19 protein-coding genes and 1 pseudogene are annotated in these 18320 nt (G+C 60.4%); 10 read left to right on the forward strand and 10 right to left on the reverse strand.

The genetic code is table 11. From position 1 onward, the window contains the following. Positions 1-99: 99 nt before the first annotated feature. The 5 genes and pseudogenes from KZH41_RS17680 to KZH41_RS17700 form a co-directional block, all read right to left on the reverse strand. Positions 100-435, reverse strand: a complete 336-nt coding sequence (locus KZH41_RS17680; RefSeq protein ID WP_094953783.1) for a DUF6124 family protein — start codon at positions 433-435, stop codon at positions 100-102. Between the two features lie 484 nt (positions 436-919). Next, positions 920-1349 (reverse strand): annotated as a pseudogene (locus KZH41_RS17685) (AraC family ligand binding domain-containing protein); the annotation flags it as partial. 67 nt (positions 1350-1416) lie between these two features. Further along, positions 1417-1587 carry a metallothionein gene (locus tag KZH41_RS17690; protein WP_094952965.1) on the reverse strand — a complete coding sequence of 57 codons (171 nt, stop codon included), beginning with the start codon at positions 1585-1587 and terminating at the stop codon, positions 1417-1419. A gap of 88 nt (positions 1588-1675) precedes the next feature. Further along, complete coding sequence (locus KZH41_RS17695) at positions 1676-2131, reverse strand: DMT family transporter (RefSeq protein WP_094952966.1); 456 nt, start codon at positions 2129-2131, stop codon at positions 1676-1678. Positions 2132-2135: 4 nt separating this feature from the next. Next, positions 2136-2624 carry a DMT family transporter gene (locus tag KZH41_RS17700; protein WP_094952967.1) on the reverse strand — a complete coding sequence of 163 codons (489 nt, stop codon included), beginning with the start codon at positions 2622-2624 and terminating at the stop codon, positions 2136-2138. Positions 2625-2741: 117 nt separating this feature from the next. Between KZH41_RS17700 and KZH41_RS17705 the strand changes: the two genes are divergently transcribed. Both KZH41_RS17705 and KZH41_RS17710 read left to right on the forward strand, forming a co-directional pair. After that, a complete protein-coding gene (locus KZH41_RS17705; RefSeq protein WP_242156079.1) occupies positions 2742-3674 on the forward strand; it encodes a LysR family transcriptional regulator in 933 nt (310 codons plus the stop codon). A 142-nt stretch (positions 3675-3816) separates the two neighbouring features. Beyond that, entirely contained in the window at positions 3817-4071 is a 255-nt protein-coding gene (locus KZH41_RS17710; RefSeq protein WP_263273307.1) for a type II toxin-antitoxin system Phd/YefM family antitoxin, read from the forward strand. A gap of 13 nt (positions 4072-4084) precedes the next feature. Here the strand turns inward: KZH41_RS17710 and KZH41_RS17715 are convergent, their stop codons facing one another. The 3 genes from KZH41_RS17715 to KZH41_RS17725 all read right to left on the reverse strand — a co-directional run bounded on the left by KZH41_RS17715 (position 4085) and on the right by KZH41_RS17725 (position 7868). Further along, positions 4085-5404: an Nramp family divalent metal transporter gene (locus KZH41_RS17715; RefSeq protein WP_263273309.1), complete on the reverse strand. Its 1320-nt coding sequence runs from the start codon at positions 5402-5404 to the stop codon at positions 4085-4087. 40 nt (positions 5405-5444) lie between these two features. Further along, positions 5445-6998 carry a DUF726 domain-containing protein gene (locus KZH41_RS17720; RefSeq protein ID WP_094952971.1) on the reverse strand — a complete coding sequence of 518 codons (1554 nt, stop codon included), beginning with the start codon at positions 6996-6998 and terminating at the stop codon, positions 5445-5447. An 87-nt stretch (positions 6999-7085) separates the two neighbouring features. After that, positions 7086-7868, reverse strand: a complete 783-nt coding sequence (locus tag KZH41_RS17725; protein ID WP_094952972.1) for an AraC family transcriptional regulator — start codon at positions 7866-7868, stop codon at positions 7086-7088. A gap of 99 nt (positions 7869-7967) precedes the next feature. Between KZH41_RS17725 and KZH41_RS17730 the strand changes: the two genes are divergently transcribed. Both KZH41_RS17730 and KZH41_RS17735 read left to right on the forward strand, forming a co-directional pair. Continuing rightward, a complete protein-coding gene (locus tag KZH41_RS17730; protein WP_242150392.1) occupies positions 7968-8840 on the forward strand; it encodes an EamA family transporter in 873 nt (290 codons plus the stop codon). A gap of 81 nt (positions 8841-8921) precedes the next feature. Then, positions 8922-9323: a RidA family protein gene (locus tag KZH41_RS17735; RefSeq protein ID WP_263273311.1), complete on the forward strand. Its 402-nt coding sequence runs from the start codon at positions 8922-8924 to the stop codon at positions 9321-9323. On the opposite strand, the gene KZH41_RS17740 is transcribed toward KZH41_RS17735, so the two are convergent. Beyond that, the gene (locus tag KZH41_RS17740) at positions 9313-10209 is read right to left on the reverse strand and encodes a LysR family transcriptional regulator (protein WP_094952975.1); all 897 of its coding nucleotides are present in this window, start codon (positions 10207-10209) and stop codon (positions 9313-9315) included. The genes KZH41_RS17735 and KZH41_RS17740 overlap by 11 nt on opposite strands. Before the next feature lie 19 nt (positions 10210-10228). Next, on the reverse strand, positions 10229-10534 hold the full coding sequence (locus KZH41_RS17745) for a helix-turn-helix domain-containing protein (RefSeq protein ID WP_263273313.1): 306 nt from the start codon (positions 10532-10534) through the stop codon (positions 10229-10231). A gap of 723 nt (positions 10535-11257) precedes the next feature. On the opposite strand from KZH41_RS17745, the gene KZH41_RS17750 reads away from it, so the two are divergent. The 6 genes from KZH41_RS17750 (at position 11258) to KZH41_RS17775 (ending at position 18313) form a co-directional block, all read left to right on the forward strand. After that, entirely contained in the window at positions 11258-13066 is a 1809-nt protein-coding gene (locus tag KZH41_RS17750; RefSeq protein WP_094952977.1) for a monovalent cation:proton antiporter-2 (CPA2) family protein, read from the forward strand. A 73-nt stretch (positions 13067-13139) separates the two neighbouring features. Further along, positions 13140-13685, forward strand: a complete 546-nt coding sequence (locus KZH41_RS17755) for a hypothetical protein (protein ID WP_242150401.1) — start codon at positions 13140-13142, stop codon at positions 13683-13685. Positions 13686-13958: 273 nt separating this feature from the next. Continuing rightward, the gene (locus KZH41_RS17760) at positions 13959-14240 is read left to right on the forward strand and encodes a peptidylprolyl isomerase (RefSeq protein ID WP_263273315.1); all 282 of its coding nucleotides are present in this window, start codon (positions 13959-13961) and stop codon (positions 14238-14240) included. Between the two features lie 127 nt (positions 14241-14367). Next, positions 14368-16230, forward strand: a complete 1863-nt coding sequence (locus KZH41_RS17765; RefSeq protein WP_094952979.1) for an extracellular solute-binding protein — start codon at positions 14368-14370, stop codon at positions 16228-16230. Next, the gene (locus tag KZH41_RS17770) at positions 16230-17291 is read left to right on the forward strand and encodes a microcin C ABC transporter permease YejB (RefSeq protein ID WP_094952980.1); all 1062 of its coding nucleotides are present in this window, start codon (positions 16230-16232) and stop codon (positions 17289-17291) included. Before KZH41_RS17765 ends, KZH41_RS17770 begins: the two co-directional genes overlap by 1 nt. Beyond that, positions 17291-18313, forward strand: a complete 1023-nt coding sequence (locus KZH41_RS17775) for an ABC transporter permease (protein WP_242150404.1) — start codon at positions 17291-17293, stop codon at positions 18311-18313. Before KZH41_RS17770 ends, KZH41_RS17775 begins: the two co-directional genes overlap by 1 nt. Positions 18314-18320 lie beyond the last annotated feature (7 nt).

Raw genomic sequence — 18320 nt, forward strand, 5'->3', positions numbered from 1 at the left:
GCTTGCCCGCGAATGCGGTATTTCAGTCAACCTTTCTGTGACTGACCCACCGCTTTCGCGAGCAAGCCCGCTCCCACAGTTTTGACCGTGTGAAAGTCGTTATGCCGCCGGATGGGCCACATTCAGAGCCTTATCCACCAACAGTTGCACCCCTTCCAGCATCCGGCAGATGCCCAGCGCGACATTACGTTGCGAGCCTTCGATTTCAAACGCCATATGGTTGGCAATCTCGCTGATGGACGCCAGGTCCTGGGACGCATTGACCAGCAAGGTTTCCGTGCCCAGATCGGCGCGCACGCTGAAGAGCCCGTCGGTCGGTTCGGGAATTGGTTTTCCGGGGTTGAGGTAGTGGTTGATCGCGCGGTAGGCCACTTCGTGCAGGGTGCTTGTATCGAAGTCTTTTTGGCCGGGGGGATTTGGGCTGTCTTTGATCATGGTGGAACTCCTGGTAGTGGAGCTGCCATCACTCGCGGTCAAACGAAGTGGGGTGGCAGCTGAACGCGGGTTGACCGACCGGAACCAGGGATCCGGCATACCCGAAGGTATCCCGCGCACAGCTGCCGCGACACGATACATCAAGCGTAGAAAAAACGCCTGATATAGGTCTTGGGTGCTGTAGCGCACTGGTTTAGTCGGACGGTCAAATCCGGTCGCTGAATTGGCAGCGACGGCAGTGAGGTTAGTCAGCCGCCTTCCGAGCGACAACCTGAAACCCTTGTAGGAAACCTCCGAGCCAAACTCACTCCCAAAGCCCAGTGAAGATCAAACTGTGGGAGCGGGCTTGCCCGCGATGGCGGCCTGTCAGGCAAAGCATTGTTGACTGCCCCACCGCCATCGCAGGCAAGCCAGCTCCCACAGTTTTGACGGTGTTAGGGCAGGGAAATGAGCTTGTCTGCACTGCCTTTGTTCACTTCCTCATACGGCGCGCCCGCTGCAATTCCAACAGGGCCAGGCCGACCACAGCGTCGTAGTAAGCGCTATCGCCGTTGTCGCCCTGATCGACCAAGGTCACGATCAGCTCACGCAACAGCCCACCGACTTCAATCATCTGCACCTGGCTGTCCAACGTCGCCGCCAAAGCCGGGCGCAGGTAGATATTGCGCATCTGCAAGTCGCAGACCACGCGAATGCCGTGCTCCACGCCCGGAGGCAGCCACACCGCGCGTTGCGGCGGTACAACCAAGGCTTCCCGAGGTGTTTCGACCCACATCACGCCGCTCATGGCGTAGAGCAACTGGCCCCAGTCGTGGCTATGGGGTTCTACGTACAACCCACGCGGGTAGGTGCGCGCCAGGGGTTGCATAGGCACGGCGTGATCACTGAGGTCGGGGGGGAGCGGCCAGGGCCATGAACAGCACATCAATCAAGGGTGAGCGGCCATGGTAATGACCGCCACCCGATAATCCGAGAGGATTTTTAGCCGTTGGCGGACTTGGCGCACTCACAGCCCGTCGCCGCTGCGCACGGCTCACCATGCGCATGGTGCTCGGCGCAGCCCTGGCAGCAATAGCCCTTACCGTCCTTCATTACCGCGTCGGCGCCGAGTACACATTTGCAGTGTGGGCAGGCACAGGTTGTATCTGGCATGGTCAGACTCCTTTTTCATGGTCGTCCAGGTGTTGCGAACGCAGCACCTTAACCAATGACTCCCGGCAAGGCGCCAAGGTTCAGCCCGTTAATCGGCCTGACGAGTATTGCTGCGGTACATGAACACCAGCGCCAGGGCCAAGCAGAGCATCGCCACGATACGGCTGCCCGACAGTTCGATGGCCGGGTTACCGAGCCAGCCGAAGTTATCGATCAGCATGCCCATGCCCAACTGCCCGACGATCACCGCGACGGTCGCCACCGCCGTACCGACGATAGGCACCGCGCCGACCATCACCATCATGTACACCACGCCGAACAGCGCCCCGGTCAGTTGCCATTTGGGCACGTCCAGCAGGCTGACGGCCTGGGCGGGCTCAAAGAAGAAAATCAGCAGCGCAGTGGTGATCGCGCCCACCGCGAAGGTCAGCAAACTGCTGCGCAACACACCTACAGCCTGGCCCAAGCGACCGTTGATGGCCGCTTGCACACTCAGCACCGCGCCGGCGGCAATCACCAGCACCAATAACAGAATCAAATTCATCGCCTTAGCCTCGCGCTATCAAAACAAGTGCCGCCACAATCAACGCCAGGGCTATCCAGCGCTCGCCATTGACGCGCTTGCGCGCCGTGCCGAACCAGCCAAAATGGTCGATCAACACGCTCTTGCCTACCTGACCCGACAGAATCGCGATCATGGTCATGGCGATACCGATATGAGGCGTGGCCAAGGTCAACACCACCACGTACATCGGCCCCAGGAACCCGCCGATCAGCTGCCAGCGCGGCAGGTCAGTCAGTGCCGGGCCCTTTTGCGGGCCGCTGAACAGCAGCAGCAAAAACAGGATCGCCGTGCCCACGCCAAAGATGCTCAAGGTCGCCCACAAGTGGCCCACCTGTACACCCAGCGGCCCGAGCAAACCGGCCTCCACCGACAGGCCCATGCCCGCCAGAATCACCAGCGGCAACAACAGTAGCCGTAGAAGGTTTTTTTTCGGCGTGGCCTGCGCCACGCCTTCGATTGAACTTGCCTGCATACATCACCTGCGCTTCAAGAACTGAACATGGCGCGCATTATCCGGTGGCCGTGCTGTGCGATAAATGGGAGCATGCGGATAACACCTTTGCGCATTACGCACAGCTTGGAGACCATGATGCAGGGCTTGAATGAATTGAGTTTCAAGGCGTTGCGCCTGTTTGTCGCCGTGCTGGATCACGGCAGTTTTTCCGAAGTTGCGCGCCGCGAAAGCCTGGCGCCCTCCTCCATTTCTCGGCAGATCCAGCTGATGGAGCAGGCACTCGGCCAACAGTTGCTGTACCGCCACACCCGCGCCGTCAGCCCTACCGAAGCCGGGCGCCTGCTCGGGCATCACGCGCGCTTGATGCTGGAACAACTGGAAACAGCCGGCCAAGCCTTGCAGGAACAGGAAAGCGAACCCAGCGGCCTGGTACGCATCAATGCGCCGATGGTGTTCGGCCAACGCCACCTGTCACCGTGGCTGGGCGAGTTGTGCCGGCGCTACCCCAAGTTGCAACTGGATATCCAGCAAACCGACACCTACGTCGACCCGCTGCAAGACGGCACCGACCTGCTGTTTCGCATCGGCGTGCTCAACGACTCGGGCATGCAGGCGCGCATCTTCGCGCCCCAGCGTTTTCGCCTCGCCGCCAGCCCTGCCTACCTGGCCCGCCATGGCACACCGCGCCACCCCGACGAACTGGTCAACCACCAGTGCCTGGCTTACAAAGGCATCACCGGCCAGCAACGTTGGTTCTTCCGTCGCGACCAAGGCGACTGGACGCCCTACAGCGTCAAAGGCCCAATCACCGGCAACCACGCCGACACCCTCACCCACGCAGCGGAGCAAGGCCTGGGGCTGGTGGTGTTTCCCTCCTGGCTGATCGGCGAAGGCTTGCGCGCAGGCACCTTGCAGGCGGTGCTGACCGAATACGACGTGGCGACAACGCTGGAGCCGCAGCAGATTGCCGCGTTGTGGCCGGGCAGCCGACGCCTGTCGCTGAAGGTGCGCACGGTGATTGATTACTTTGTGGAGTGTTTTGGGACGGTGCCTTATTGGGACAGATGAGCGGTCTCGATCACTCTGAACAGCGGGTGTCAGGTAAAAAAGCTTACTGGGAAAAGTAGGCTTATTCTGATTTCCCAGGCCACCATTCCCGGGCACGGCGCCCTGCGCCAAACTCAGGCGACTTCCGCAAAGGAGAGACGCCATGAGCGCATCGTGCACCGCAATCACCGTTTCGTCAGGCCAGGCAAAGGCCAGCGTTTCACAGCTGGCTCATCAGTCCAGTACCGGCCAAACCATTCTTATCACCAAGAACGGATGGGCGCTTGCCCAGCGGGTGCCGGCCGGGAAACCTCACAGACGTCGAATCGGCCTTATGAGAGGGAAACTGCTGGTCCCGGACGACTTTAGCTCGCCACTACCGGACGACCCGCTGGATGCGTTTGAGGGCGCCTTTTGACCTGAACATCCGATCAGAACAACCACTGCCCAATCAACCACGCATTCGCCCCACTGATCACCGCGAACAGAAACCACGCCAAAAGCCGCGTGGGCAGGCGGTTAACAAACGGCCCCATCAGTTGCTTGTCATCGGTCATGCGAATCAGCGGGTACAGCGCGAACGGCAACTGCAGGCTGAGGACCACCTGGCTGAGAATCAGCAGTTTGCCGATAGCATCGTCGCCCATCAGCCACACCCCGAGAAACGCCGGGATCAGTGCCAGGCCACGGGTGATCAGGCGTCGCTGCCAGCACGGAATACGTAGGTTGAGGTAACCCTCCATGATCACCTGCCCGGCAATGGTGCCGGTAAACGTCGAACTCTGCCCGGAAGCCAGCAAGGCGATACCGAACAGGATACTGGCGAAGGCGCCGCCCACCAGTGGGTCGAGCAGGTGGTAAGCATCCTGGATCTCGACCACGTCGGTATGGCCGGTCTTGTAGAAAGCCGCAGCGGCCAGCACCAGGATGGCAGCGTTGACCAGCAAGGCCAGGGCCAGGGAGCCGATGGTGTCGATACGCGCCAGCTTGACCGCGTCCTGTTTACTGGCGAGGTCTTTGCCAATCAGGCGGGTTTGCACAATGGAGCTGTGCAGGTAGAGGTTATGCGGCATCACCGTGGCACCGAGTATGCCGATGGCCAGGTACAACGGCGCAGCATCGCTGATGGCCGACAGTGACGGGGTGAAACCACTGAGCACGTCCGGCCAGTAAGGCTTGATCAGCACCAGTTCGATAAAGAAGCACACGCCGATGGTTGCGACCAGCGCCAGCATGATCGCCTCGAGACGCCGGAAGCCGCGGTTTTGCAGGGCCAGGATCAACAGTGTGTCGAACGCGGTAATGACAATGCCGGTGGTCAGCGACACGCCCAGCAACAGGTGAAACGCCAGGGCGCAACCGAGCACTTCGGCAAGGTCGGTGGCGATGATCGAGATCTCGGCCAGCAGCCACTGCGTACGCGCCGAGCGTTTGCTGTAGCGCTCGCGGCACAGCTGCGCCAGGTCTTTACCGGTGGCGATGCCCAACCGCGAACACAAGCATTGCACCGCCATGCCTGCCAGGCTGGCCAGCAGCACCACGAATAACAGGCTGTAGCCGTAGCGTGAACCGGCCTCGATGGCTGTCGCCCAGTTGCCGGGGTCCATGTAGCCGATAGAGATCAGCAGGCCGGGGCCGGCGAACATCAGTGCTCGTTTGAAAAACGAAGCCTTGGGGTCAACGATAACGGAGCCGGCCACTTCCGGCGGGCAGAACGGGGCGGTAGCGATTTTCGGCAGGCTGAATTTCACGCGGTATCCCAGGCAAACACACAAGTCAGAACGCAGCTTATCAGTCCGACGCGACCGTGCGCATCACCGTCTCCCGGGGCAGGCCAAACGTGTCCACGACCTGCACCACCAGGTCCAGCTCCTGGTTCAGCGCCTCGCGCTCCATGCGCTGGCGAATCATGCCGATCATCAACACCGATAAGGTGGTAATCGAATACGCCGGGCCGGAAAACGCGCGCACGCCGGTGACCAGCAACATCGCCGCCGCCAATGCCTGGCCCACCACTGGAATCGCCGTGGCGGCGCCGCGCCGCACGATAAACCCGGTTAACCCCGCCAACGCCGTGCCGCTCAAGGCGGTGGTGGCCGAGCGGCCGACGTCGAAGCGGTTGAACAAACCCTGCTCTTTTTGCGCGGCGGCCTTGAGTTCGGCGTCGAAGGCCTGCCGGTCGGCGCGACTGAGTTTGTCCTTGTACTGCTCGATCAATTTTTCTGCGACCTGGGCCTCGATGTCCGCCAGTGCAACGGTTTCCACCGGTTCATCAAACTTGATGCCCAGCCGCTGCGCCACGCCTTCGGCGATCTTGCGATAACTCACGCCATGGCCACGGGCAAGGTTCATGATGCTGTCACCGCCCATGCGCTGCAGCTCGATGGCCAGTTTCAGCGGTTCGCGCACAGTGGCATCAATCGAAGCACTGCGCTTTTGCGCCATCAACTCGGCCAGGAACTTCAGCTCGTCCGGCCGCGCCTGGACCAATGCGGGGAACAGTTCCACGTCCTCTTCGGCAAAGCGCACTTCACTGCTGCGCTGATCGGCGCGAATCATGCCGCGCCGTTCCTGCAACAGGTCGGTGTATTGCACCACCGTCTTCAACTGCGGCCAATAGGCGCCATGGTCGAACGTGGCCAGGTGCACATTGGTGACCTTGGCCTTGAGCGCCGGCGTGACCTCAATCGCATAGCGGCCAATACACCGCTCGGTGTCCGGTTTCATCGCCAGCGCCCAGTCTTTACTGGAATGACAGTTGATCACCCGCCCCTTGAGCGGCGCCGACACTTCATCCCACGGGCTGGACGTACAGATCGCCCCGCCCATCAGCAACACGTTGTTCAACGGCAGTTCGCGCGCCACCTCGGGGCTGGCCAACACACTCTTGACCAGGATGCGCGCGCCGAGGGAATGGCCGATCAGGTTAATGCGCCGCACCTTCAGCGATTCGGCGTGCAGGTAGCTGGCCAGCTCAGGCAATAACGTTTTAGCGACTTCATCGACACGCGCCTCGACACTTTTGTAATGGTCGAGAAAATACGCAATCGCTTTGCCCACGCCCACCGTCGCCGCGCCCAGGCCGCCGCCACCGAGCATCGAGGTGATGACATCCTTGAACGGCGCAAACAGGTTTTCCAGAAAGTGCCCCGCCGGCCAGAACAGCATCAGGTTGGTCGAACCTTCGATGCTCGCCAACTGCTGCTTGAAATTGCCCAGTTGCTGGCGATTGAAGAAGGCCGAGTAACCGTGAACGTAGAGATTGAGCACATCCCCTTGGGGCTCGCCGCACAATACAAACGTGGGCTTGCGGGTGCGGTGCATTTCATCCCACTGGTGTTGCATGGGCCGGTGACTCCTGGTGACGATGGACGGCGATAGTAACAAAGCATGGCCTTGGTAAAGGTGAATCCTGACCGACGTGTGCAGTGTTCAGAACACTGATGCCGCCTTGGATTTGGCCAGGTAGCGCGCCGGCGAGTCCCCCAGGTTGCGGCGGAACACCGAGGTGAAGGCGCTGGAGCTGCTGAAACCCAGCTCTAACGCCACCTGGGTGATGGAGGCGCCGTGGCTGAGCCGGGCGGTGGCTTCGAGCAGGCAGACTTGCTGGCGCCAGGCCACGAACGTCATGCCGGTGCAGTCGTGGAAATGGCGAGTGAAGGTGCGGCGGCTCATGTTCGACCAATCGGCCATTTCGTCAAGGGAGACGGTTTGCGCAGGCGCGTCCAGGAAGCGCTGGCAAGCCTGGGCCAGACGCGGTTCGGCGGGCAATGGCGCACTGAGGGGCAATTCGGGCATGGTGCTTATTTCATCGATCAACAGCGTCAATATGCAGTGCTGCCGGACAGCGGAGGCTGGCGATGGTCCGATAGCCAGTGCCGCTTCCAGCAGATGCCTGAGCAGCGGCGACACGTCGAATACCTGGCAGCGGTCCTGCAGCCCTGCCCGTTCGGCAGCTCTGTCGTCAAGGTAGGTATTGAGCATCACCACATCGCCACGCATGTGCATTTCATGGGGCACACCGCCCGGCACCCAGATCGCCCGCTGCGGTGGCACCACCCAATTGCCGAGGTCGGTAAACATCCTCAAGGCACCGGTTGAGGCATAAGCGAACTGCCCGCGCGGGTGGGTATGGCGCGGGAATACGGTGCCGGACGCATAGTCGCGCAGTGTGACGACGGCTTCAGGGTCGCTGGTTTCAAATATCGGGATCATGGCCCGATCTTGTCAACATATGACCTGGGATAGCAAGCGGGCCATTTCCACGCGCCCTAGCATTCACGCCTTTGATCAACCTTGTTCAAAGGAACACCCATGCATAAGAAACATCTGGCCCTCGCCCTGCTGGTCACGCTGGTCTGGGGCTTGAACTTCCCCATCACCAAGCTGGGCCTGCGCTCAATCGACCCCTTTGTGCTAACCGGCATGCGCTTTGCCCTCGCCGCCGTGCCATTGGTATTTTTTATCAAGCGCCCCGCCGTGAGGTTCGGCTATGTGGCCGGCTATGGCGTTATCTTCGGGTTGGGCATGTGGGGCGTCATCAACTATGGCATCCAGGTCGGCGTCAGCCCGGGGATCGCTTCGCTGATCATTCAGCTCAGTGTGTTTTTTACCCTCGGCTGGGGCTGCCTGTTGTTCAAGGAACACATCCGCCGTGCGCAGTGGGTCGGCGCGTTACTCGCCTTGATGGGCCTGGCGGGCATCATCTGCACCCAGGACGGCGAGCATGCGGTATTCGGTGTGCTGTTGATCGTGCTCAGTGCGTTGGCGTGGAGCATCGGCAACGTCATCATCAAGGCGTCAGGGGTGAAGGAAATTTTCTCGTTCATGGTGTGGGCCAGCCTGTTTCCACCGATTCCGTTGTGCCTGATGGCCTGGTGGATGCACGGCAGCACCGCATTCGAGAACGTACCCGCCAGCCTCGACCTCACCGCAGTGACGTCGATCCTGTTCCAGGTTTACCTGGCGACGCACTTTGCCTACTGGGGCTGGAACTCGCTGCTCAAGGCCTATCCCGTTTCGACCGTGGCGCCGCTGTCGTTGTTGATCCCGGTATTCGGCATTGGCAGTTCGATGCTGATACTGGGCGAGCGCATTTCCACACCCCACCTGATCTTCATCACGCTCATCATCATCGGTTTAGCCGTGGGGCTTTACCGTAAGCCGATTGTGCAGGCTGATAGATAGTCATGGCAAAAAACCGGGATTTTGTTCACGCATTCGGTCCACTAGCATTCGCCAAGTCTTGTACTGAACCGAGGAAACACCATGAGCACCCCCGAGTTTTTTGTCACCCCAGGTTATGGCGATTACATGCGCGAACACTTGCACTACTCGCAAGCGGTGAGAGTCGGCAACCGCGTGGAAACCTCAGGCCAAGGCGGCTGGGATGATGATTTTCAGATCCCGGCCGACCTCGGCGAAGAAATCGCCCAAGCCTTCCTTAACCTGGAGCGTACCCTGACCACCGCCGGCGCGGGTTGGGAGCATGTGATTCACATCAACTCCTACCACGTCGGCGGGTTCCCACCGCAGGTCAACGAGGCGATGGTCAAGCACTACCGCCGCTTGATGCCCGACCATGCGCCGATCTGGACACAAATCGGCGTCGAGGCCCTGGGTTTGCCGACCATGCGCGTGGAGATTCGCGTAACCGCGATTATTCCCTAATCCCGAACGTGCGGATGACCCACTCGGTAAACACCTTGAGCCGCGCGCTCTGATGGCGATTGGGTGGGTAAAGGATATGCAGCGGCGTGGCCGGGCGTGACCAGTGCGGCAACACGCGGATCAGTTGGCCGGTGTCGAGGTAGTACTGCACGATAGAGGTGAAGTGCTGCCCTACGCCAAGGCCTGCGAGCAGCATTTCCTTGAGGCCATTGCCTTCATTGGTCGAAAAGGCACAGTCGTTGACCTCGATACGCTGCCCAGCCGTCTCGAAAATCAGCGGTTCCGGCTTGCCCGAGCCGGTAAAGAAATAGCCGACTTTGAGGTGGTTGTTCTGCAGGTCCTCCGGCGACTGCGGCACACCCCTGCGGTCCAAGTAACTGGGCGCTGCGCAAGTCAGGTACTCAAGGTCGGCCACCTTGCGCCCGATCATCGCCATGTCATCCAGCTTGCCGGCTCGAATCACACAATCAACGCCCTCCCCGACGATGTTGACCGCACGGTCGCTGATGCCTAAGGCGATGGTGATATCGGGATACTCGCGATGAAAATCCACCAGCGCCGGTATCAACAGGCAATTGGCAAACGAGGCCGGCGCATCCACCCGCAAATGCCCACCGGGCTTGAGGACTTGCCCGCGTGCGGCGCTGTCCACTTCATCCAGCTCAGCCACCAGCCGCCGCGCATGGCGGTAATACTCCAGCCCCTCAAGCGTTGGCGCCAAGGCGCGGGTGGTGCGGTGCATCAGCTTGATGCCCAGGTGCTTTTCAAGGTCGGTGATCAGCTTGCTGACCGTGGAACGCGGCAGCGCCAGTTGGTCGGACGCACGGCTGAACGAACCGGTATCGACAACACGGACAAAGGCGCGCATGGCGAGGAGTTGGTTCATATGAGTGGCCCAATGCACCTTAGTAAGCGAAGTTGTCGATCTTGACCCGGCCACCCGGAAACGTCGCGATGATTTCCAGTTCGCCGCCCATGGCCCGGATGTAGTCGCGCAATGTGCTGATGTACATGTCGGTGCGGCGCTCCATCTTGGAAACCGCCGCCTGGTTGATATTCAATGCCTTGGCCAGGCGCTCCTGGCTCAATTGTTGAGCCTTGCGCAGTTCGTGCAGCGGCATTTCTTTAAGAGGCTGGCGGAACAACTGCTCGGTCTCAGCACGCGCTTCGAGCGTCATGCTCGCTTGAAATTCAGCGAATTTTTTAGCCATGGTGACGGCCCTGAATTTAGGTTGCCGGAAACAGGAATATTCCTTTAAAGGAATTATTTCAATAATCTTTTATTCCCTCATTTTCCAGATTGGAATGCCACCCGTGGCGAGCGGGCGTGCCCTAATGCCGTTCAGTTAAGCGAACGCAATGCCCAAAGCAGCGAAGATTAAATGTGGGATCTGCGCTTAACTGAACGGCATTAGGGCGTGCCCCCTCGCCACAAAGGGCGCGGCTCTTTCATATCCTTAAGTCGCGGCATTGCAGCCCAGTAACAATCACTGCAAAAAAAACCGCCCTTTCGGGCGGTTAAAGGTGCTCGGCTTTGATCAGAAACCGAGAGAGAAGCTGATGGTCATCGCATGGTCCTTGTCGTTGCGCGAACGTTGCCCCGGATAGCCCAGGCCCAACAGTGCCAGGTCGAGGGTGCCGGAGTTGTTCAAGCCTTTCATCCATGAATGCGCAGAAGCCCAACTCTATTAACCCACACGCATCAAACTCGAAATACCTGACCGTGGCGACAACCGATCCAGTGTGTCGAAACGGTAGTAGACCTACAGAAAAGTCATTGAATTAAATGGTATTAATACTTTCGTAAACGCCCGACAAGAATGGGATTTCAGCCAACATACATTGACTGTCGCGGCAGAAATACACGTTTCAAAATGTGAAAAAGCGCTCTAATAGCGCCCTGTCGATTCGCTTTAAAGAGCCTGGAGTTCGCAATGCCCCATGAAGGCAACCTGTTACAAGCAGCCGTGGTGTTCCTGCTCGCCGCCGTGCTGACCGTGCCGTTGGCCAAGCGTCTGCAACTGGGCGCGGTGCTGGGTTATCTGTTCGCCGGTGTGATCATCGGCCCCTCGGTATTGGGCCTGATCGGCAACCCGCAAAGCGTCGCGCAATTTTCGGAATTGGGGGTGGTGTTGCTGTTGTTCATCATCGGCCTGGAGCTGTCGCCCAAACGGTTGTGGGTGATGCGCAAGGCGGTGTTCGGCGTTGGCCTGGCCCAGGTGTTGCTCACGGGCGTGGTGATGGGTGTCGTCGCGCTGTGGCTGTTCGGCCAAACGTGGAACAGCGCAATTGTGCTGGGCCTTGGCCTGGCGCTGTCCTCCACCGCGTTCGGCCTGCAAAGCCTGGCCGAGCGCAAGGAACTGAACCAGCCCCATGGACGCCTGGCGTTTGCGATTCTGCTGTTCCAGGACATTGCCGCGATCCCGCTGATCGCGATGGTGCCGCTGCTGGCCGGCAGCGATCACCCGACCACCGAAGCCCAAGGTCTGCAGCATGTGTTGCAGATCCTCGGCAGCATCGCTGTGGTGATCATCGGCGGGCGCTACCTGTTGCGCCCGGTGTTTCGCATCGTCGCCAAGACCGGCTTGCGTGAAGTGTCCACCGCCACCGCACTGCTGGTGGTGATCGGCACCGCCTGGCTGATGGAACTGGTGGGCGTGTCGATGGCCCTGGGCGCGTTCCTCGCCGGGCTGCTGCTAGCGGACTCGGAATACCGCCACGAACTCGAATCCCAGATCGAACCCTTCAAGGGCCTGCTGCTCGGGCTGTTTTTTATCAGTGTGGGCATGGGCGCCAACCTCAGCCTGCTGCTCAGCTCGCCGCTGGTGGTGATCGGCCTGACCCTGCTGTTGATCGGCTTAAAGCTGCCGCTGCTGTACGCGGTCGGCCGGCTGGTGGGCGACCTGAATCGCGAAAGCGCGCTGCGCCTGGGCGTGGTGCTGGCAGCTGGCGGTGAATTCGCCTTCGTGGTGTTCAAGATCGGCCGCGACCAAGGCCTGTTCGAACCGCACCTTTACGATGTGCTGGTGCTGACCATCACCCTGTCGATGGCCGTGACGCCGCTGCTGTTGTTGGTCTGCACAAAGCTGTTCAAGTCCAAGGCCAAACCGGTGGAGGTGCCCGAGGAATACCGCGCCATCGAAAGCGATGCGCCACGCGTGGTGATTGCCGGCATGGGCCGTATGGGCCAGATCGTGGCGCGGATCCTGCGCGCGCAAAATATCTCGTTCATCGCCCTCGACACCTCGGTGGAAACCATTGAACTGACCCGCAGTTTCGGCGGCATGCCGGTGTTCTACGGCGACCCGCAGCGCCCGGAAATCCTTCACGCGGCCAAGGTCGATCAGGCTGAATTCTTCGTGATTGCCATGGACGATCCGCAGATCAATATCAAGACCGCCGAAATGGTACGCAGCCTCTACCCGCACATGAAAATCATCGCCCGTGCCCGTAACCGCCAGCACGTGCACCGCCTGGTGGACCTGGACGCCTCACCGGTGCGCGAGACCTTTTACTCCAGCCTGGAAATGAGCCGCCGTACCTTGGTCGGCCTCGGTTTGAGCCAAGCCCAGGCGGATGCACGCATCTCCCGTTTCAAAAACCACGACCTGCAATTGCTGGCCGCGCAACACGCGGTGTACGACGATGCGGCCAAGGTGATGCAAACCGCCCAGGAAGCCCGTACCGAACTGGCGCGGCTGTTTGAGATGGACCGGCTTGAGGAAGAGTCCGACAAAGCGTGAGGGTGCGAATGAACGATATTGCGAAATCTCTGACAGAATACTCCGCAATTTCGTTCATCTCCTGGAGCGCTTCATGGCCACCTTCACCAAGACCGCCGTCCTGCTGGCCCTCGCGCTCACCGCCGGCAGCGTGTTCGCAGCCAGCACGCAAACCATCTCGACCCTGGGCGGCAAGTTCACCTTCAACTTGCCCAAGGCCTACATCGCCGACACCCTGCCAACCGGCAAGGTTGAGGATGGCACTGCCGACACCCAGGGCACGCTGTACGCCAACGCGGCCAGCAAAAGTGTGGTGATCGTCGCCGAAACCGTGCGCAACGATGGGGCCACGATCAAGGATAACGACCCGCAGTTTCTGGATGGCGCCGTGGCTGGTTTCGTCAAAGACCAGAGCGCCGCCCTGCCCGACTTCAAGAAGCAGAACGAGAAGAAACTCACCTTTAAGGGCCTAGGACTTCGCCAGGTCGACAGCACCGCCACCCAGGGCGGTGGCAAGACCTTGAACTCCACGTTCCTCGGTGGCTCAGGCAAGCACTTGCTGGTGATCCAGGCGATTTCCCGGGCGGATGATGTGAAGGGGCATGCGGAGTTGGTGAAGCAGATTACTGGCGGCAAGTAAGCTGATCTCGCTGACAAATGTGGATGAGTACTGGGGTTGTTGTGCCCCACCACTCGGCACCGAGTGGTGGGGCAAAGACCTTTTGGGTACTTTTGGCTGGGCCGGCATTCCGCGCGTTTGCCAAAAGTGGCCCGCTGTAAGAGCGCAACCCTAGTTAGCCGTTACCGCAGCAACGGATATGTACTCAACCAACCAACAAAACATGGAACTTTGCCAACAAATAACCGCCTGAATCCGGTACGCTCACCCTTTTTATTCAAGGAGTTATTCCCCATGGTCAAAGCTACCGCCCGTCACATCCTCGTTTCCACTGAAGACAAGTGCAACGAACTCAAAGCCCAGATCGAAGGCGGCGCCGATTTCGCAGAAGTCGCCAAAGCCAACTCCAGCTGCCCTTCCAGCCGCCAAGGCGGTGACCTCGGTTCGTTCGGCCCAGGCCAAATGGTCAAAGAATTCGACACCGTCGTCTTCAGCGCCCCGGTCAACACCGTGCAAGGCCCAGTGAAAACCCAGTTCGGCTACCACCTGCTGGAAGTCACCAGCCGCCAGGACTGATCCAGTCCGTGCTAATGCTATAAACAACGGCCCGCCTTATGGTGGGCCGTTGTGCATGTGATGACTGGCAACGTTGAAGCCGTTAACGTACAAAAACCTATTCTTCACCCGGCACTCAAGGCTGACAATGCGATTGGCTTTTTCCACAGCACTCCTTAGCTCTGCCCTGGCCCTGCTGCTGGCCAGCACCGCCGTGATCGCGGCCCCGCAGACCTACCTCACGGTCTACGGCGAACCGGCCAAGTACCCCGCCGGCTTCACCCATTTCGACTACGCCAACCCCAACGCCCCCAAAGGCGGCAGCCTCAAGCGCTCAGCCCTTGAGATCGGGCGCTTCGACCACGTGCTGCCGTACATCGACAAAGGCATCGGCGTCTCCCAGGTCGACGGCTGGCTGTACGCCCCGCTGGCCCAACGCTCCCTGGATGAACCGTACACCGTCTACGGATTGGTCGCCGAAAAGATGGAACGCGCCGACGATGGCCTGTCGCTGCGCTTCTACCTCAACCCCAAGGCGCGCTTCGCCGACGGCACACCGATCACCGCCGAAGACGTGCGCTACAGCTTCGACCTGCTGATGACCCAAGGCAGCCTGCGTTTCCGTACCCTGTTCGCCGACGTCAAACACGTCGAAGTCGAAGGCGAGCGCCAGGTGCGCTTTGATTTCTCCAGCAATGAAAACCGCACCCTGCCCCTGGATATCGCCACCCTGCCGGTGTTCCCCGAGCACTGGTGGAAAACCCGCGACTTCTCCAACGGTGGCGGCTACGAAGCCCCACTGGGCAGCGGCCCGTACAAGGTCAGCAAGATCGACTCCGGCGCCACCATCACCTTCACCCGCAACCCGGACTGGTGGGGCAAGGACTTGCCCGTCAGCCGTGGCCTGTACAACTTTGATCACCTGAGCCTGGAGTACTTCGGCGACACCGAAGTGGCCCGCCAGGTGCTGCGTGGCGGTGCCTACGACTTCAACCGCGAGTTCTCCGCCACCGGTTATTCCATCGGCTACAACGGCCCGGCCCTCGACGATGGCCGCCTGCAACGCGCGCACTTGGCCAAAGAGATGCCGCAACCGGCCCAGGGCTACGTGTTCAACGTGCAAAAGCCGATGTTCAAGGACCGCCGCGTGCGCGAGGCCCTGGCGATGCTGTGGGACTTCGAATGGGCCAACCGGCAGATGATGCGCAACCTGTACATCCGCCAGCAGAGCTATTTCTCCAACAGCCCACTGGCGGCGAGCCAGTTGCCGACCCCAGAGGAGCTGGCGATTCTTGAGCCCTTGCGCGGGCAGATTCCCGACGAAGTGTTCACCCAAGTGTTCAAGGCCCCCGTCACCGACGGCAGTGGCATGATCCGCGACAAGCAGCTGCAAGCCCTGGCCTTGCTGGAGGACGCGGGCTGGAAGCCGCAAGGTGACAAGCTGGTCAACGCCGAAGGCGAGCCGCTTGAGTTCACCTTCCTCAATACACAAAACGGCCTGGAACGCTTGCTACTCCCGTACAAACGCAACCTGGCGCAGATCGGCATCACCCTGAATATTCGCCGCATCGACTCCTCCCAGTACGTCAACCGGCTGATGACCCGCGACTACGACATGATCGTCACCGGCTTCCCGGTCACCACCTCGCCGGGCATGGAGCTGTACAACTATTTCGGCTCCGCCGCCGCGTTTGATTCGGGCGCCAACAACTACATGGTGCTCAAGGACCCGGCCGTCGACACGCTGATCAAGGGCCTGGTCAAGGCCAACACCCAGGCGCAGATGCTCACCTACGCCCACGCCCTGGACCGCGTGCTGCAATGGAACTACCTGTGGATTCCCAACTACTACCCGCCCGGCACCTCCGCCGCGTGGTGGAACCGCTTCGGCCGCCCGGCCATCGAGGCGAAGAACGACGAAGCCTTGGAAACCTGGTGGGAAATCAGCCCCACGCCACTGACGAATGAACAAATGAACGCCGAGTTGAAAAAACGCGCAGGTGCCCGCTGATGTTTGCCTATATCGTGCGGCGCCTGCTGCTGATTATCCCGACGCTGGTGATCATCCTGCTGGTTAACTTTGTGATCGTCCAAGCCGCGCCTGGCGGCCCGGTGGAGCAAGCCATTGCGCACTTGCAAGGCATCGGCGGCGGTGCCGTCGGTGGCTCATCCGGCGAGGGCATCAGCAGCGGCTCACGGGCCAGCCGCGGCCTGGACCCGAAGTTGATCAAGGACATCGAAAAACAATACGGCTTCGACAAGCCCGCCCCGGAACGCCTGTGGCTGATGCTCAAGAGCTATGCGCAGCTGGATTTCGGCAACAGTTTCTTTCGCGGCGCGACCGTGACTGACCTGATCCTGGAAAAGATGCCGGTGACTATTTCCCTCGGCTTATGGGCCACGTTGATCACCTACCTGGTGTCGATCCCGCTGGGGATTCGCAAGGCAGTACGCCATGGCAGCAGCTTTGATGTGTGGAGCAGCACCGCCATCGTCATCGGCTACGCGATGCCGGCGTTCCTGTTCGCGATGTTCCTGATTGTGGTGTTCGCCGGTGGCACCTCGCTCAACTGGTTCCCGGTACGCGGGCTGGTCTCGGAAAACTTCGAAGAGCTAAGCACCGTGGGCAAGATTGCCGACTATTTCTGGCACTTGGTGCTACCGGTTACCGCGCTGGTTATCGGCGGGTTTGCGACCTTGACCATCCTTACCAAAAACTCGTTCTTGAATGAAATCACCCGCCAATACGTGGTAACGGCCCGCGCCAAGGGCTTGAGCGAACGGCGCGTGCTCTACGGCCACGTGTTCCGCAACGCCATGCTGCTGGTGATCTCGGGGATTCCCCAGGCGTTTATCAGCGTGTTTTTCGCAGGTTCCCTGCTGATCGAGGTGATCTTCTCCCTCGATGGCCTGGGCCGCATGAGCTATGAAGCCGCCGTGTCCCGCGACTACCCGGTGGTGTTCGGCTCGCTGTTCATCTTCACCTTGTTTGGCCTGCTGATAAAACTCATCGGCGACCTCTGCTACACCTTGGTGGACCCGCGTATCGACTTCGCCGCGAGGAACGCCTGATGCTTAATTTGTCTCCGGTGGCGCGTCGGCGTTTCGAGCGGTTCAAGAAGAACCGTCGCGGGTGGTGGTCGCTGTGGTTGTTTATCGGCCTGTTTATCCTGACCCTGGGCGGCGAGTTGATCGCCAATGACAAGCCCTGGGTGCTCAGCTTCAAGAACGAGCTGTATTTCCCAGTGTTCAAGCGCTACACCGAGCAGCAGTTCGGCGGGCAGTTGCCGTTCCAGGCCGACTACCGCAGTGACTACGTGCAAAAGCTGATCAAGCAGGACGGCGGCTGGATGCTGTTCCCGCCGATCCCGTTCAGCGATGACACGCCCAACTACGAACTGAGCCGCCCTGCCCCCAGCCCGCCGTCGACGGTGAACTGGCTGGGCACCGATGATCAGTCGCGTGATGTGCTGGCGCGGGTGATCTTTGGCGCCCGCGTGTCGATTTTGTTTGCCCTGGCGTTAACGGCCATCAGCGCCGCCATCGGCATTGCCGCCGGCGCCTTGCAGGGTTACTACGGCGGCTGGGTGGACCTGCTCGGCCAGCGCATTCTGGAAGTGTGGTCCGGGCTGCCAGTGCTGTACTTGCTGATCATCCTCTCAGGGTTTGTCGAGCCGAACTTCTGGTGGCTGCTGGGGATCATGGCGCTGTTTTCCTGGCTGGCCCTGGTGGACGTGGTGCGCGCCGAGTTCCTGCGCGGGCGCAACCTGGAATACGTCAAGGCCGCGCGCGCCTTGGGCCTGGGCGATGGCAAGATCATTCGCCGGCATATCCTGCCGAATGCCATGACCGCGACGTTGAGCTACCTGCCGTTTATTTTGACCGGGGCAATTTCGACCTTGAGCGCCCTGGATTTCCTCGGTTTCGGCATGCCGGCGGGCAGTGCGTCACTCGGCGAACTGATCGCCCAGGGCAAGCAGAACCTGCAGGCGCCCTGGCTGGGCCTGACGGCGTTTTTCACCTTGGCGCTGATCTTGTCGCTGCTGGTCTTTATCGGCGAGGCATTACGTGATGCCTTCGACCCACGCTCATGAGTGACTG

Source organism: Pseudomonas sp. YeP6b (assembly GCF_025642995.1).
Lineage (GTDB): Bacteria > Pseudomonadota > Gammaproteobacteria > Pseudomonadales > Pseudomonadaceae > Aquipseudomonas.

Excerpts from the sequence above, each read along its gene's own strand:
- KZH41_RS17765 (WP_094952979.1), top strand. The coding sequence starts at position 14,368 with ATGCGATTGGCTTTTTCCACAGCACTCCTTAGCTCTGCCCTGGCCCTG.
- KZH41_RS17680 (WP_094953783.1), bottom strand. The coding sequence starts at position 435 with ATGATCAAAGACAGCCCAAATCCCCCCGGCCAAAAAGACTTCGATACA.
- KZH41_RS17705 (WP_242156079.1), top strand. The coding sequence starts at position 2,742 with ATGCAGGGCTTGAATGAATTGAGTTTCAAGGCGTTGCGCCTGTTTGTC.
- KZH41_RS17745 (WP_263273313.1), bottom strand. The coding sequence starts at position 10,534 with ATGGCTAAAAAATTCGCTGAATTTCAAGCGAGCATGACGCTCGAAGCG.
- KZH41_RS17700 (WP_094952967.1), bottom strand. The coding sequence starts at position 2,624 with ATGCAGGCAAGTTCAATCGAAGGCGTGGCGCAGGCCACGCCGAAAAAA.
- KZH41_RS17770 (WP_094952980.1), top strand. The coding sequence starts at position 16,230 with ATGTTTGCCTATATCGTGCGGCGCCTGCTGCTGATTATCCCGACGCTG.
- KZH41_RS17710 (WP_263273307.1), top strand. The coding sequence starts at position 3,817 with ATGAGCGCATCGTGCACCGCAATCACCGTTTCGTCAGGCCAGGCAAAG.
- KZH41_RS17725 (WP_094952972.1), bottom strand. The coding sequence starts at position 7,868 with ATGATCCCGATATTTGAAACCAGCGACCCTGAAGCCGTCGTCACACTG.
- KZH41_RS17735 (WP_263273311.1), top strand. The coding sequence starts at position 8,922 with ATGAGCACCCCCGAGTTTTTTGTCACCCCAGGTTATGGCGATTACATG.
- KZH41_RS17755 (WP_242150401.1), top strand. The coding sequence starts at position 13,140 with ATGGCCACCTTCACCAAGACCGCCGTCCTGCTGGCCCTCGCGCTCACC.
- KZH41_RS17775 (WP_242150404.1), top strand. The coding sequence starts at position 17,291 with ATGCTTAATTTGTCTCCGGTGGCGCGTCGGCGTTTCGAGCGGTTCAAG.
- KZH41_RS17760 (WP_263273315.1), top strand. The coding sequence starts at position 13,959 with ATGGTCAAAGCTACCGCCCGTCACATCCTCGTTTCCACTGAAGACAAG.
- KZH41_RS17695 (WP_094952966.1), bottom strand. The coding sequence starts at position 2,131 with ATGAATTTGATTCTGTTATTGGTGCTGGTGATTGCCGCCGGCGCGGTG.
- KZH41_RS17690 (WP_094952965.1), bottom strand. The coding sequence starts at position 1,587 with ATGCCAGATACAACCTGTGCCTGCCCACACTGCAAATGTGTACTCGGC.
- KZH41_RS17720 (WP_094952971.1), bottom strand. The coding sequence starts at position 6,998 with ATGCAACACCAGTGGGATGAAATGCACCGCACCCGCAAGCCCACGTTT.
- KZH41_RS17730 (WP_242150392.1), top strand. The coding sequence starts at position 7,968 with ATGCATAAGAAACATCTGGCCCTCGCCCTGCTGGTCACGCTGGTCTGG.
- KZH41_RS17740 (WP_094952975.1), bottom strand. The coding sequence starts at position 10,209 with ATGAACCAACTCCTCGCCATGCGCGCCTTTGTCCGTGTTGTCGATACC.
- KZH41_RS17750 (WP_094952977.1), top strand. The coding sequence starts at position 11,258 with ATGCCCCATGAAGGCAACCTGTTACAAGCAGCCGTGGTGTTCCTGCTC.